This window comes from Halomarina rubra (genome assembly GCF_023699475.1).
In the GTDB taxonomy this organism is placed as follows: Archaea; Halobacteriota; Halobacteria; order Halobacteriales; family Haloarculaceae; genus Halomarina; species Halomarina rubra.
On record NZ_JALXFV010000008.1, the window covers coordinates 379,742 to 393,583 of the forward strand.

The 13,842-nt window shown below is 67.4% G+C and carries 18 protein-coding genes and 1 tRNA gene; 5 read left to right on the forward strand and 14 right to left on the reverse strand.

What is annotated here, in order from left to right:
- Positions 1-61: 61 nt before the first annotated feature.
- The gene (locus tag M1L36_RS21470) at positions 62-187 is read right to left on the reverse strand and encodes a hypothetical protein (protein WP_305794558.1); all 126 of its coding nucleotides are present in this window, start codon (positions 185-187) and stop codon (positions 62-64) included.
- A 103-nt stretch (positions 188-290) separates the two neighbouring features.
- Between M1L36_RS21470 and M1L36_RS16840 the strand changes: the two genes are divergently transcribed.
- Complete coding sequence (locus M1L36_RS16840; protein ID WP_250874897.1) at positions 291-812, forward strand: HTH domain-containing protein; 522 nt, start codon at positions 291-293, stop codon at positions 810-812.
- A 45-nt stretch (positions 813-857) separates the two neighbouring features.
- On the opposite strand, the gene M1L36_RS16845 is transcribed toward M1L36_RS16840, so the two are convergent.
- Positions 858-2,282, reverse strand: a complete 1,425-nt coding sequence (locus M1L36_RS16845; RefSeq protein ID WP_250874898.1) for a dihydrolipoyl dehydrogenase family protein — start codon at positions 2,280-2,282, stop codon at positions 858-860.
- A gap of 119 nt (positions 2,283-2,401) precedes the next feature.
- The gene (locus M1L36_RS16850) at positions 2,402-2,575 is read right to left on the reverse strand and encodes a DUF7331 family protein (RefSeq protein ID WP_250874899.1); all 174 of its coding nucleotides are present in this window, start codon (positions 2,573-2,575) and stop codon (positions 2,402-2,404) included.
- Positions 2,576-2,786: 211 nt separating this feature from the next.
- Here M1L36_RS16850 and M1L36_RS16855 point away from each other — a divergent pair, with 211 nt between their 5' ends.
- Positions 2,787-2,945 (forward strand): hypothetical protein, encoded by a 159-nt coding sequence (locus M1L36_RS16855; RefSeq protein WP_250874900.1) that lies wholly within the window; start codon positions 2,787-2,789, stop codon positions 2,943-2,945.
- A 36-nt stretch (positions 2,946-2,981) separates the two neighbouring features.
- Here M1L36_RS16855 and M1L36_RS16860 read toward each other — a convergent pair whose 3' ends face one another.
- On the reverse strand, positions 2,982-3,155 hold the full coding sequence (locus M1L36_RS16860) for a DUF7838 family putative zinc beta-ribbon protein (protein WP_250874901.1): 174 nt from the start codon (positions 3,153-3,155) through the stop codon (positions 2,982-2,984).
- 128 nt (positions 3,156-3,283) lie between these two features.
- Between M1L36_RS16860 and M1L36_RS16865 the strand changes: the two genes are divergently transcribed.
- Together M1L36_RS16865 and M1L36_RS16870 are read left to right on the forward strand one after the other, a co-directional pair.
- On the forward strand, positions 3,284-3,817 hold the full coding sequence (locus M1L36_RS16865) for a cob(I)yrinic acid a,c-diamide adenosyltransferase (RefSeq protein WP_250874902.1): 534 nt from the start codon (positions 3,284-3,286) through the stop codon (positions 3,815-3,817).
- 53 nt (positions 3,818-3,870) lie between these two features.
- Positions 3,871-3,945 (forward strand) — tRNA-Val (locus M1L36_RS16870).
- A 125-nt stretch (positions 3,946-4,070) separates the two neighbouring features.
- Here the strand turns inward: M1L36_RS16870 and M1L36_RS16875 are convergent.
- The gene (locus tag M1L36_RS16875) at positions 4,071-6,419 is read right to left on the reverse strand and encodes a PPC domain-containing protein (RefSeq protein WP_250874903.1); all 2,349 of its coding nucleotides are present in this window, start codon (positions 6,417-6,419) and stop codon (positions 4,071-4,073) included.
- Positions 6,420-6,615: 196 nt separating this feature from the next.
- Positions 6,616-6,933, reverse strand: a complete 318-nt coding sequence (locus M1L36_RS16880) for a 2Fe-2S iron-sulfur cluster-binding protein (protein ID WP_250874904.1) — start codon at positions 6,931-6,933, stop codon at positions 6,616-6,618.
- A gap of 185 nt (positions 6,934-7,118) precedes the next feature.
- Here M1L36_RS16880 and M1L36_RS16885 point away from each other — a divergent pair, with 185 nt between their 5' ends.
- Positions 7,119-7,640: a GNAT family N-acetyltransferase gene (locus M1L36_RS16885; protein ID WP_250874905.1), complete on the forward strand. Its 522-nt coding sequence runs from the start codon at positions 7,119-7,121 to the stop codon at positions 7,638-7,640.
- Between the two features lie 41 nt (positions 7,641-7,681).
- On the opposite strand, the gene M1L36_RS16890 is transcribed toward M1L36_RS16885, so the two are convergent.
- The 8 genes from M1L36_RS16890 to M1L36_RS16925 form a co-directional block, all read right to left on the reverse strand.
- On the reverse strand, positions 7,682-8,068 hold the full coding sequence (locus M1L36_RS16890) for a hypothetical protein (RefSeq protein ID WP_250874906.1): 387 nt from the start codon (positions 8,066-8,068) through the stop codon (positions 7,682-7,684).
- Between the two features lie 80 nt (positions 8,069-8,148).
- Entirely contained in the window at positions 8,149-9,525 is a 1,377-nt protein-coding gene (locus M1L36_RS16895; protein ID WP_250874907.1) for a cytochrome P450, read from the reverse strand.
- A 139-nt stretch (positions 9,526-9,664) separates the two neighbouring features.
- A complete protein-coding gene (sucD, locus tag M1L36_RS16900) occupies positions 9,665-10,534 on the reverse strand; it encodes a succinate--CoA ligase subunit alpha (protein WP_250874908.1) in 870 nt (289 codons plus the stop codon).
- Positions 10,531-11,685: an ADP-forming succinate--CoA ligase subunit beta gene (gene sucC, locus M1L36_RS16905; protein ID WP_250874909.1), complete on the reverse strand. Its 1,155-nt coding sequence runs from the start codon at positions 11,683-11,685 to the stop codon at positions 10,531-10,533. Before sucC ends, sucD begins: the two co-directional genes overlap by 4 nt.
- A gap of 66 nt (positions 11,686-11,751) precedes the next feature.
- Positions 11,752-11,979, reverse strand: a complete 228-nt coding sequence (locus M1L36_RS16910) for a hypothetical protein (protein ID WP_250874910.1) — start codon at positions 11,977-11,979, stop codon at positions 11,752-11,754.
- Positions 11,980-12,094: 115 nt separating this feature from the next.
- The gene (locus M1L36_RS16915; RefSeq protein ID WP_250874911.1) at positions 12,095-12,457 is read right to left on the reverse strand and encodes a hypothetical protein; all 363 of its coding nucleotides are present in this window, start codon (positions 12,455-12,457) and stop codon (positions 12,095-12,097) included.
- Positions 12,458-12,523: 66 nt separating this feature from the next.
- Positions 12,524-13,219, reverse strand: a complete 696-nt coding sequence (locus tag M1L36_RS16920; protein WP_250874912.1) for a DUF2238 domain-containing protein — start codon at positions 13,217-13,219, stop codon at positions 12,524-12,526.
- Positions 13,216-13,821, reverse strand: coding sequence for a hypothetical protein (locus tag M1L36_RS16925; protein WP_250874913.1), 606 nt, complete (start codon positions 13,819-13,821; stop codon positions 13,216-13,218). The genes M1L36_RS16920 and M1L36_RS16925 overlap by 4 nt, the downstream gene beginning before the upstream one ends.
- Between the last annotated feature and the right edge of the window lie 21 nt (positions 13,822-13,842).

The following is a 13,842-nucleotide window of genomic DNA, read 5'->3' on the forward strand; positions in this document are numbered from 1 at the left end:
AGGGGCGGTCGCTCCGCTCTCTCGTCTCTCTTCGGTCGGGACCCGCGTGGCCCTCCTCCGCTCAGTCGACGAGGCCCACGTCGTGGACGTGACGACCGAGCGCCGCCGCCGTCTCGAACGTCCGTCCACAGGCCTCGCAGGTGTGTTCGCGCTCCCGGTCGGTCCGGTCGGTCTCGTCCCCACCCATACCGTGGTATCGGCCCCCACGGAGATAACGCTTCACCCGTCAGTCACGTCAACCTGAAAAAGGTTCATGTTCGACGCAACCTCGTCCGACTAGTGAGGACAGCATGGGAGCACCCAACGACCACGAGCGACGCGTCGAACTGTACGTTCGGTCGCTCGCACCCGGCGGCACGCATCGCCAACAAGACACCGTCGTCCGCCGACTCGACGCCCTCCTCGGTGAGGGAGCCATCGCGGACTACGACGTGCGCGTCTGGGGGGACCGCATCTGTCGGAGCTCCGCGTGTGCACGCACGGCCGACGGGAAGCACGTCCAGGACCGCCTCGCGCGCGTCGAGCGCTGGGCCGAGCGTGAGGGCCGCTCGCTCGACGGCATCTACCGCGAGGTCGAGTGCGAGTCGACCATCACCGACGAGTCGTGGGTCGAGGTCCGGTTCCCCGAGATAGCGCTCGCGGAGTTCGAGGAGGACGAACTCGTCCACCTCGCACCGTCACACGACGTGGACGCCGACGAACTGATTCGCGTCACCGACCGACTCGCAGACCTCGCCGACGTCACCGACGAGTCCGACGAGCACTCGGACGGTCGTGGCCGACGCCTCGAGGCCGGTCCCGTCGACCACTGAGCGACCTCTCTTCCCGACTCTCCCCTCCTCTCTCGAATCGCCGCCTCACTCCAGCCGCTCCTTCGCGTCCCGGAACAGACCGTCGAGAATCTCGGGCGTCGTCGGGTGGTACGCCCGGTCGGGAATCTCGCGGACGTCCATCCCTCCTTCGACGACCACCTGCATCGTCTTCGCCATCACGTCGGCGTGGTAGTGGAGTCCCTGGTAGCCCAGCACGGTGCCGTCCGTGCCGACGACGAGCCGAGCGAGGCCGCGAGGCGCGTCCTTCGTCTCGAACACGCCGTCCTGGTCGGCCGCACGGGTGACCGAGACGTAGTCGAGGCCGGCCTCCTCGGCGGCCGCCTCGGAGTGGCCGACGCGGGCGTAGGGGTAGACCGCCAGCCCCGAGAAGACGACGTGGTGGTGGGTGCTGTGGTACTCAAGGAGCGAGTCGCCGTCGCGGTGGCGCAGGACGTTGTCGGCGGCGACGTGGGCCTGCTCCTTCGCGACGTGCAGGATGGGTTCGCGGTCGTTGGCGTCGCCGACGACGAACACCCGCTCGTCGTCCCGGGTCTGCATCGTCGCGTCGACCCACCCCTCGTCGGGGTCGATTCCCCGAGCGTCCAGCCCGAGACCGTCGAGGGCGGGGCGACGCCCGGTGAACAGGTACAGGTCGTCGGCCTCGACCTGCTTCTCCTCGCCGTCCCGTTCGTAGGTGAGGCGGACCCCGGAGTCGGTCTCGTCGGCGTCGCCGTCGCCGACGCCCGTCGGCGCGACGCTCTTCTCCGTGGCGTTCGTCAGCACCTCGACGCCGAACTCCTCGCGGTACGTCTCGAGCAGTTCGTCGCCGAAGGCGGCGTCGGCCTCGTCGAGCGGACGGTCGTCGTGTTCGACGACCGTGACGTCCATCCCACCCGCTTCGGCGAGGTACGGCACCATCTCGAGACCGACGTAGCCAAAGCCCATCACGACGGCCGAGTCGCCGAACCCGGTCGCGTCGAGGACGTCCGCGCTGGTGTGGTAGTCGACGGAGTCCAGACCGGGGACCTCCGGGACGTTCGGCGTCGACCCCGTGGCGACGACGACGTAGTCGGCCTCGACGGTCTCCTCACCGATGCGGACCGACCCGTCCTCGCGGAGCGTCGCCGTCTCGTGGTGGAAGGTGACGTTCTCGCGGCTGGCGAGGTCCTCGACCGCCGCGCGTCGGTGTGCGGCGAAGTTCGAGACGTGCTCGTCTTTGGTGGCGACGACGCGATCGAGGTCGAGGGCCGGCGGGTCGCCGGGGAGGCGGTCGTCGACGCGGGTCTGGTAGTGGTGGGCGGCCGCCGAGTAGACGTCCTTCGAGGGCATACAACCCCTGAGGATACAGAGGCCGCCACCGGGGTCGCCGTTGTCCGCGAGGACGAGTTCGACGTCCGGTTCGTCCGCGAGGCGGTCGGCGACGGCGACCCCCGCGCTGCCGTAGGCTCCGATGACGACGACACGTGTCATACCGGGTGCGCGTCCGGCAGTCGCTTAGCGCTTCGCCCGGGCCGCCCCTCGACGCGACGACCGTCGCGACCGCTCTCCGTGTGGTGGTCTCGAAAATGGAGGTGTTCCAGCGAGGACCGTCAGATGTCCTGCGGTGGCTCGCGCGCTATCGGATAGGCGACGTCGGACTGAATCCACGCCCCGTTCGCGTCCGGGTCGTAGATGATGACCTGGCCGTCCTCGAGTTCGAGGGCGACACAGTCCGTCTCCGTCGGCTGTTCCGTCTGGGACTCGTCGTACGTCCGTGTGCTCATTGTTGGGTTCGTGTTCTGTGGTCGTACCGTTCGACAATCGGTAGTATGTCACCAAGTAGCATAAGTCTTCCACTCGCGTGCCACGTTCTCGCAGTACCGCGAAACGCCGGTTGGGTGGACACAGGAAGCTCATCTCGGCTGTGTGTCAATCGTATGCACTGCAGATAGTCGTCGGCCTCCCCGCGAGGACTACTCTCGAGAGCGGTGTGTCGTGGGACCGACGGTCCGGCGGGTCCTCGGCGACCAGGCGTCGAGCGTGCTCGTCTCGGCGTCCGGGGTGCTGATTCCGCTCTCGGCGCTGTTGCTCGTCGGGAGTCTGGTGCTCGTCGGCAGACGCGTCACTCCGGCCGGCGCGGCCGCTGGAGCGTGAGTGTGTCGTGAGAACGGGTTGCGGGTGTCGCGCGGCTCAGGCCTGTACGTCGGCGTCGCTCTCGATGTCGCCGATGCGGACGAAGCCGTAGTCACACTCGCTGCACTGCCACTTCGTCTTCTCGCCGAGGTGGACGAGCGTGCTCGCCGTCCGCCAGAACGTCTGCTCCTCGCCGCACTCCGGGCAGTAGTGTTGGGTTTCGAGGCTCATACTCCGGCTTCCTCCCGCGGCGCACTTCACGCTTCGCTTTCACTCCGGACCGACGGTCACGTTCGTCGGTGGGTGGGGCGACCCTCGCCTCCGACCGGGTATAAGTCGGTGGCCGACGAGGGAGTGGTATGAAGATCTACACCGGTCGCGGCGACGAGGGGATGACCGACCTCCGGAACATGGCACGCGTCTCGAAGACCAGCGCGCGCATCGAAGCGTACGGCACCGTCGACGAGGCCAACGCGCTCATCGGCGTCATCCGCCCGTCGGGGCACGACGACATCGACGAACACCTCCGGGCCATCCAGAACCACCTCCACGTCATCCAAGCGGACTTCGCGGACCCCGACGACGACAGCGACGTCCCCCGCATCGACGAATCGGACGTCGACGAGTTGGAGTCGTGGATGGACGGGTACGACGACGAACTCGACCCGCTGACCTCGTTCATCCTCCCCAGCGGGAGCGAACCCGGGGCGAAGCTCCACCACGCACGCGCGGTGGTCCGACGGGCCGAACGCCGCGCCGTTCAGTTGGCCGCCAGCGACCCCATCAACGTCGAGGCCATCGCGTACCTGAATCGGTTGTCGGACGCGCTGTTCGTGTTCGGACGCGTCGTCAACAAACGCGAGGGCGTCCCCGAGGAGTCACCGACCTACTGAACGTCACACGACAAGGGAATCGTTAAGTCCCGGGACCGATTTCGTTCGACTGCGGGTTGGTGATCTAGGCCGGTTATGATACCTCCTTCACACGGAGGAAGTCGGCGGTTCAAATCCGCCCCAACCCACTCCTCTCGGTTACGTCTCCCACCCAGAGCGTAGCGGCGAGCAGTCGACACTCACGGTCGGTCTCGGTAAGTAGCGAACCGAGTGCTACTGGGCGGTGAGCACGAAGAGAAGGTCCGAGAGTCGGTTACTGCTGTCGCCGTGCCAGCAGCGCCGCGGCAACGAGTGCCACGAGCGCCGCGACGACGCCGAAGCCGGGGCCGAAGCCGCTGGAGGAGTCGGTGGTTTCGCTGTCACCGCCTCTGACGACGTCGGTGACGCCCTCGGTCGAGTTGTTGTTGCTCACCGGTGCGGCGGGCCCTGCAGCCACGTCCTCACCGTCGGTCGTGGTCGTTGCGGAGCCGCCGTCGGTGGTCGGGGCCGGTTCGCTGGTGGTCGGAGCGGGCGTCGTCGTGTCGTCCGCGCCGTCCGAGGTTCCGCTGTCGGTGTCGCTCTCGCCGTCGGTGTTCGTCTCGTCGGAACTCGACGAGTCGTCACCGCTGCCGACGTCGGAGTCGCTGCTGGAGTCGGACCCGTCGTTCGTTCCCGAGGTCGAGTCCGACCCGTCGTCGCTGGAGTCGTCCGTCTCCGAACTGGTGTCGGAGTCGTCGCTCGTGTCGGACGAGGTGTCGTCGGTGCTGTCGTCGGTCGGATCGTCGCTGGTGTCCGAATCGTCGGACGACGAGTCGTCGGAGCTCTGGTCGTCCGTGCCGTCGTCGGAGTCACTCGAATCGTCCGAGTCGTCGGTTTCGGAGCCGTCTCCGCTCTCGGGAGTGCTCGTGTCGTCCGAACCGTCGCTGTCGGTGTCGGAATCGCTGTCGTCGGCGTCGTCACCGGACCCGTCTTCGGGAGCCTCGGTCGTGTCGTCGGGGGTCTCCGTCTCGTCCGGCGTTTCGGTGTCTTCTGGTGTCTCGGTGTCGTCCGGCGTTTCGGTGTCCTGCGACGGAGCCTCCGCGTCGACCGTCAGTGAGTAGTGGTTGAAGCCGGTGATGCCGTCACCGCCCACCACGACGTAGTACTCGCCGTCCTGGGGGACGGTCGCCGAGAGCAGTCCGCCACCGCAGTTCGTCCCGGGGGTACAGCGGGCGCGGTCCTCGTCGAGCACGTTACCGTCGCCGTCGACGATCCGGTAGTCGAACGAGTTGGTGACGTACCCCTGCCAGTCGAGGCTCACGTCGATGGTCGAGTTTGCAGCCGCGGAGACGGCGTAGTAGTCCGTGTCGCCGTCACCGAGGACCGCGTCGAGCGAGTCCGAGGACATCGCCGCCGCCGAACTCATCGCGTCGTTCGACTCGTAGCTATCGGGACTGGCCGTGTCGACGCCGAACTGGTAGCTCTGCGGGTCCTCCTCGGGGAGGTCACCGTCGTAGGTGTACTCGACGGTGTACTCACCGCCCGTCGTAGCGAGGCCACCGACCTGAACCGCGTCCGGACCCATCTCGGCGCTGTCGAACGTGTTGCCGGACGGGCCCGTGACGGTCACGGACATCACGTCAGGGGTCCCCGCGAGCGCGGAGACGCGGAGGTAGTTCCCCTCCTCGACGTCGACGGTGTAGGTGTCGGTCGTGTCGCTCTGACTCACAGTGTCGTCGTAGCTGTTACCGGGACTGGCGGACTTCGGGTCGCCGTCGTCGACCTGCTCGGTCGTCTCGTTCTCCGGCTGCTGGAAGCTCGTCCACATCTCGTAGGCGTCGTAGCCGCGCACGCCGCCGCTCACGTGGACGTAGTAGGTCCCGTCTGCTGGTGCGTTCGTCGAGACACCCCGCGGGTTGCACGGGCCGGCACCGGGCGTACACTGGCTGCTGGTCTCGGCGAGCACCGTGCCGCTCTCGTCGAGAATCTCGATGGTGTAGGAGTTGTCGAGCAGGTTCTCGTCGCGGTCGAGGTCGGCGACGATGCCCGTTCCCTCGGCCGCTTCGAGAGCGAACCAGTCGTCGTCACCCTCGGTGAGTTCGGCGTCGACGGTCGTCGTCTCGGAGAGCGTCGTCGCGGAACTCATGGCGTCGTTGGACTCGTAGCTGTCGGGACCGACGGTGGTCACCTTGAACGAGTAGTCCGCGGGGTCGCTGCTGGGGTAGTCCCCGCCTCCGTCGAACTCGACGGTGTACTCTCCGGTCTCGGGGGCCTGTGCGCCAAGCAGAATCCACTCGACATACACGTCGTACGAGTCGAGCGTCTCCCCGGAGGGCGTGTAGATGGTCGCGTCCATCGTGCTCGGGCTCCCCGTGATGCTGCCGAGGCGGATGTACTCACCCTGTTCGGCTGAGAACGTGAACGAGTCGCTCGTGTCGTTCTCCGACAACGACTCGTCGTAGCTCTGGCCGGTCGAGATGGCCGTCGGCGCGTTGCCGCCGTCCTGGGCGGCCGCACCGACGCTGATGGCGGTCGCCATCCCACCGAGAACCACCGTGAGGGCGAGTGTGAGGGCGAGGATGCGGGGAAGGGCAGTGCGTGTGCGGGAACGTGCCGGCGTACTGGCCGGTCTCCTAGGACGCATAGTCCCGCGTTCAAGACCAACCAGTATATATGTTCACAAAATAGCATATTTCCGTGAGTTTCTTTGTTGGGTGTATGTCTGCCGAAAGCGCCGAATTCGTCGCGCTGAGCCGCGACGATGCGTGTCCTTGCACAGGCAACCGAAACGAACGACATACCCTCAGACATTTTGGTAAGGAAACTGTCAGTTGTGCGGGTCACTCGGGGCCGGTCCTGCCACCCCAAACTAGCTTCTCGGGAATCCGGACGTGTGTGTCCCGCTCGACCGACAACTGGCAGGACAGCCGTGGGTAGCCGAACCGAGCTGCCAGTCGGTCGTGCCAGTGGTTGGGTGCACGAGGTGTCAGTAGTCGGGCCCCACAGGTCGCACAGAGGCCGCGACCGCCACAGTTCGCCCGCTCGGTGAGTGTGGTGTACGGCGAGAGCCCTTCGGCCAGCAACACCTCCCGGAGATTCGCCCCACGGGGGACGGCCAGTTCAGTCGTGCCGCCGTCGTGCTCGACCCTGACCGTCACGGTCGGACCGTCGTCGCTCGTCGCGTCTCGCTCGGTCGCTCCGTCGTCGACACGCCGGGTTTCTCACGACCGGAGAGAGGGCTGTGAGAGGGTTACACGTTGTCCAGGCGGCGACTCCCCGTCTCCGACCAGCGACCGAGAGGGGGACCGGACGACCTTTCGCCCGGAGCCACGAACGGCACCCGATGACCGAGGAGACCGACGACACCGACGACGGGCGCATCGTCGTCGTCGATGGCGAGACGCGAATCGAGGACGCGCTGGCGGTCCGACGAACGGTGTTCATCGAGGAGCAGGCGGTCCCCGAGGACCTCGAACTCGACGCCTACGACGACGCGCCCGACACGACCCACCTCGTCGCGTACGACGGCGACCGGCCGGTCGGAACCGCACGACTCCGCCCGTACGACGGTGAGACACACGAGGAGAGGAGGGATGGAGACGACGGGGACGGCGAGCACCAGACGGGGACCGTCGGGAAGGTCCAGCGGGTCGCCGTCGTAGCCGACCGCCGCGGCGAGGGGTGGGGCCGACGACTCGTGACCTGCATCGAACACGTCGCGCGCGAGCGGGGATTCGACCGACTCACGCTCGACGTCCAGACCCACGCGCGGGAGTTCTACGAGGGACTGGACTACGAGGTCGTCAGCGAGGACGAGTTCCTGGACGCGGGCATCCCGCACGTCGAGATGGAGAAGCGACTGTGAGCGGAGCGTGCGGAAGAATCGATTGCGGTGCCGCGCGGCGTCTACCGGTCCGAACGGATGCGGTACTCGTCGCGGGCGGCCTGGAGCGCGGCCGCGAAGATGGCGAGGTAGTCGACGAGGTCGAGGTCCTCGAAGCGGTCGCCGCCGAGACCCTGGCCGCTCGACGTCTTGACCTCGAGACCGTCGTCGTCATCGTCGTCCTTCGTCGAGACGGTGTCGATACCTGCTTCGTCGTCGTCGACGCTCCCGACGGCGCTCGACGTATCGTCGGTGGTGGCGTCCGGCCCCGACGAGCCTCGCCCCTTGAGCTTCAGCACGACGAACAGGACGGCGAGCAGGCCCAGCGCCCCGACGATGCGTTTGATCTTGCCGCCGCCGCTCTCGACCTCCTCGATGTCGACTTCCTCGGCGATATCTGAATCGGACATTGTCGATTGCAGTGGTTCGCCAGCCGCGTATTTAGTCACTCAATTGCCGGTGATTTTGGCCTCGAAATGGCGGCCGCGCGTCAGGTCTGTTCTCTCACCGCACGCTCGTGGAGGACGATCTCGATGGGGTCGCGAGGGTGCATCGTCAGCGACGGCCGGAGGTCGAGGTCCGGCGACGAGGCGAGTTCGGGTGTGAACCGTCGCAACGCCATGCTCAGGATTATCTTCGCCTCGACCAGCGAGAACTGGCGGCCGATACACGCTCGCGGGCCGGCCCCGAACGGGAAGTAGGCGTACGGGTGGCGCTCGCGGGCGCGCGCCGGCGTCCAGCGGTCGGGGTCGAACGTCTCTGGGTCCTCCCAGTAGTCGGGGTGGCGGTGGAGCACCCACTGGGGCACCATCAACAGCGAGTCCGCCGGCACCCGGTAGCCACTCAGTCGCACGTCGACGTTCGGCTGACGGAACATCGTGTACACCGGCGGGAGCACGCGCATCGTCTCCTTCAGGACGCGCTCGGTGTACTCCAGGTTCCGGAGGTCGCCCATCCCCGGGCGCTCGCCCGCGTCGAGCACCGCGTCGACCTCCTCGTGGAGTCGCTCGAGCACCTCGGGGTGGTTGCCGAGCTGGTGGAACGCGTAGGTGAGCGTCAGCGCCGTCGTGTCGTGCCCCGCGAGCAGCATCGTCGTCATCTCGTTGTGGACCTGTTCGGCGGTCTGGTCGCCCGCACCCTCCGCGCGAAGCAGTCGCGAGAGGAAGTCGTCGCCCGCGTTCCCGCCGGAACGAGCGTGCCCGCTGGTACGACCCAACGCCCGGCGACGCTCGATGAGGTCGTCGACGACACCGTCGAGCGTCTCCAGTGCCTCGTTGTACTCCCTGTTGCTCGGCGTCGGCACCCACGGCGGCGTCAGAAAGCGGATGGGGTCGGGTTCGAACCGCGCCCCCAGCGGTTCGAGGTTGTTCTGGACCTCCAGCACCGTCTCCGGGTCGGGGTCGACGCCGAACATCGCGTTGACGATGACGTCGACGGTGAGCCGCGCCAGCGGCAACTGCACGTCGAACGGCTCGCCGCTGGGCCACTCGTCGAGCGCACGTTCGGTCTTCTCGCCCATCGTGTCGACCAGCCCCGCGATGCGACCCATGTTGAACGCGGGTTGGGCGATGGCGCGCTGTCGCTCCCAGTACTCGCCCGTCGAGAGGAGGAGACCGTCACCCAGCAACCCCGTGAGCGCGTCGTCCTGGAAGTCGGCCTTCCGGAACGCCGCCTCGTCGTTCGTCAGCACGGTCTCGACGTCGTCGGGGTTCATCAGGATGTACGTGTCGAGGGGCCCGAGTCGGAACGTCGCGATGTCGCGGTACGCGCGGCGGACCGCGTCCATGAACCGAAACGGGTCCCGCGCGTAGTCGAAGGTGCTGCCCACGACCGGCGGTTCGGGCGGTCCGGGCGGCTGGGTGTTCATAGAAAACGTAGGGTTCGGCGAGCGATAAGGGTTGGTTCGTTCGGGGTTCCGTAGTGTGGTTCCGGGGTCGACGAATCCGACGCGGTCGCTCGCCGTCGGACCGAGACCACACCGAAAAATCGTCGACGGACGACGCCGCTTACAGCAGGTCCTCGACGTTGTCGGCGACCTCCTCGGGGGTGTCGCCGACGGGGACGCCCGCGTCCTGGAGCGCCGAGATCTTCGACTCTGCCGTCCCGGTCCCGCTACCGGAGACGATGGCCCCTGCGTGACCCATGCGCTTGCCCGGCGGTGCGGTGCGGCCCGCGATGAAGCCCGCGACGGGCGTGTCCATCTGCTCGCCGATGAACGCGGCGGCCTCCTCCTCGTCCTCGCCACCGATCTCACCGCACATCACGACGGCGTCGGTGTCGGGGTCCTGCTCGAACAGGTCCAGCGCACCGATGAAGTCCGTCCCGATGATGGGGTCGCCGCCGATACCGACGGCGGTCGTCTGGCCGATGCCACGCTGCGTGAGGCTGTCGACGACCTGGTAGGTCAGCGTCCCCGAGCGGGAGACGAGACCGACGTTCCCCGACGAGAAGATGTTGCCCGGCAGGATGCCGAGTTTCGCCTCGCCGGGCGTGATGAGACCGGGGCAGTTGGGACCGACGAGGTGCGTGTCGGTCTCAGAGAGGCGCTTGTAGACGCGCGCCATGTCCTGCTGGGGGACGCCCTCGGTGATGGCGACGACGAGGTCGAGGTCCGTGTCGAGCGCCTCGAACATCGCGTCGGCGGCGAACGCCGGCGGGACGAACACGACGCTCGCGTCGGCCTCTTCCTCCTCGACGGCCTGCGAGACGGTGTCGTAGACCGGGATGCCGTCGACGTCCTGGCCGCCCTTGCCGGGGACCGCACCGGCGACCACGTTCGTGCCGTAGTCGACCATCTGCTGGGTGTGGAACTTGCCTTCCCCACCCGTAATGCCCTGTACCACCACGCGCGTGTCGTCGTCTACGAGAATGCTCATTTGTCTGCCTCCGTGTCCGCGTACTCGACGGCACGCTGGACGGCGTCCTCCAGCGTCTTCTCGACCGTCACGAGGTCCGTGTTCAGAATCTCCATCCCCTCCTCTGCGTTCGTCCCCGCGAGGCGGACGACGACGGGCTTGGGAATCTCCTCGAACGATTCGAGCGCCTCGTTGATACCCTTCGCCACCTCGTCACCGCGGGTGATGCCGCCGAAGATGTTGAACACGACGCTGTCGACGTTCTCGTCGGAGAACACCATGTCCAGCGCGTTCGCGACACGGGACGCCTTCGCGCCGCCCCCGATGTCGAGGAAGTTGGCGGGTTCGCCGCCGTAGTAGTCGACGAGGTCCAGCGTCGTCATGACGAGGCCCGCGCCGTTGCCGATGATGCCCGTGTTGCCCGAGAGCCGGACGTAGTCGAAGCCGTACTCGTCGGCCTTCGCCTCCAGGTCGTCCTGGGAGCTGTCGCCCTCCTCTTCCATCTCCTGCAGGTCGGCGTGGCGGAACAGCGCGTCGTCGTCGATGTTCATGACGGCGTCCGCACAGACGACTTCGCGGTCGCTCGTTATCATGACCGGGTTGACCTCGATGTCCGTCGAGTCCTTGTCGTCCCAGAGCTGGTAGAGCGTCGTGAGAACGCTCGCGACGTCCATCGCGACGTCGCGCTCGACGCCCGCGTCGTAGACCGCCTTGCGGGCCTGGAACGGGTGCATCCCGAACGACGGGTCGACGTGCACGCGCGAGATGGCCTCGGGCGTCTCCTCGGCGACCGACTCGATGTCGACGCCGCCTTTCGTCGAGACCATCGCGACGGGCTTGCCCTCGTTGCGGTCCATCGTGACGCCGACGTACAGTTCGTTGACGAAGTCGACGGCCGCCTCGACGAGCACGCGGTCGACGTGCAGCCCCTTGAGGTCCATCCCGAGGATGCGGTCCGCGGCCTCGCGGGCCTCCTCCTCGTCGTCAACGAGTTCGATACCGCCGGCCTTCCCGCGGCCCCCGACCTGCACCTGCGCCTTGATGGCGACCGGGTAGCCCACGTTCTCGGCCGCTTCGACGACCTCGTCGACACTCGCGGCGAGCTTCGAATCCGGTACCGGAAGCCCCGCGTCGGCGAACACCTGTTTCGCCTGATACTCGTGGAGTTTCATCGCCTGTAGGCGCGTTCGGACTCCGCTTAAATCCCGCCGGTTCCGGTATGGTTCGCGGTCACTCGGTCACCGACGAGAGCCGCCCGTGTGGGCGTGTTGCTCGGTCGGGTCGTCGTCTCTCTCGTCGACGAGGCTCACGAACACCACGGTGAGACCGACGACGACGAGGTGTGACCCGAACCACGCTGGATGCGGGTAGTAGATGTCGTTACAGCCGTCGGTGAACTCCACCATCGGGTACGGCGAGAGTCGGACTCCCGTCACCGTCTCGGCGTGCGTTACGCTCGGGTCCAACCGACGGCCGTCGAGAGACCGACGATATTCACTGTCGAAAGAGAGTAGCAGACGAGGACCACACCGAGAACGACCGAGACCGCACCGACCCGTCGGAGCGTCCGCGCCGGGAGACTCACCGCCACTCCTCCTCGCCGGCCTCGGGCCCGTCGAGCGACGGGCGGGGAGCGCCCCGGTGCCGCTCGTACGCGGTTTCGATGCCCTCGGCGACCAGCCCACAGAGCGCGAACGTCGCGGCGAGGAACGCCGGGTGGGCGTACGCGACGGTGTTACAGCCGTCGTCGTAGACCAGCGCCGGTACGGGGACGCCGTCCACGCCGACGACCCAGACGCTCTGCGGGGAGAACGACGGGGTGTGGTTGAGGCAGGCGGCCGCCGTGGACCACTCCGCCGTCGGGACGCCGGGGACGAACCAGAGGACGAAAGCGACGGCCGTACAGCCGGCGAACACCGTCAGGCCGACGCGCGAGCGGGTCATTCGTCGTCGGTCTACCACGAAGTACTGTATATACGTTCGCCCTGATTCTCACGAAAATATGACGGCTCAGCGACCGGCCCCACGCGCAGTCATGCGGTTCGCCAATTGGTTCGAGACGTCGGCGAGTCGCGACGCGCCGAACGTCGCGACGACGAGGCCCCCGAGCGAGTTGTAGAACAGGTCGAGGACGGTGTCGTCGAGACCGTACTGCGTGAGCACTTCCCCCGTTCCGAACAGTTGGGCGGAGACGCCGATGTAGAACTCCAGAAGCTCCCAGACGACGCCGAACGCCATCACGAACAGCAGGATGGCGAGGAACATGAGCCGCGGGGGGAGTCGAATCGCCGCCGAGTACTGCTGGAGCGCCAACAGAGTCGCGAGCGCCGCCCCGGCGACGAGCGACGAGGACAGCGCGTGGGTCAGGTGGTCCCACCACCAGGTCCCCGAGTACAGCGAGACGTCGAGACCGGGAATCGTCAGCGTCCCGAGCGCGTGGAGGAACATCGCGGTCGTGATCCAGAGCACGAGGCCGACGCCGAGGGTAACGTCGAACCGCCGCGAGAGGAGGTTCGGCAGGAACGTGACGAGGAGACCGACGCCGGCGTTGACCGCGACCCCACCGTTGCCCGAGAGTACGCCGACGGCGACCATGGCGGCCAGCGACGCCTGGAGGACGCGGACGATGGTGCGCTGGCGTGCGGGGGTCAGACGGCGCTGGCGCGGGGCGGTCTCGCGGTGGTCGGTCCGTTCGCTGGCGGTCACGCCGACACCCCCTCGACGCCCGTCTCCTCGTACGTCTCGCGGAGTCGCCGGCGGAAGTACCACCGGAAGACGCCGCCGGCGACCAGGCTCCCCAGCAGCGCGGCGGTGAACACGACCATCAGCGCCGTGTTGTCCGCGACGAACGGCGTTCCGAGGTACCGTGCCGACGCCGCCGACCCGAGCGCCCAGAACCCCGTGAACGCGAGCGTCGTGACGACGACGAACCCGACGGCGACGGTCGGCGTCATCCGGAGGTCGGTCGTCAACTGGAGCGCCGAGATGGCGAGCAACGCCAGCGTGGCGATGCCGATACCGCTGGCGACGTCGTCGAGGAACGACGGTCCGTACGCGCCGACCCCGATGGGAACCGTCGCGACGAGCAACAGCGCCCAGGGCACGGTCCGTCGCCAGGACCGGTAGACCACCGGGGGGACGAGCGCGACGGCCGCCGCCGCGAGCGCGAGCGTCGTGTCCACCAACAACCCATCCAGGAGGTACCCGACCGCACCCACGACCAGGAGCACCGTGAACAGCCACGCGACGACCGCGTTCACGCGTCGATTCCTGACGAACCACTCCTCGGGCAACTGCTGTTGACTCATGACGGACTCCACGCGACGTGC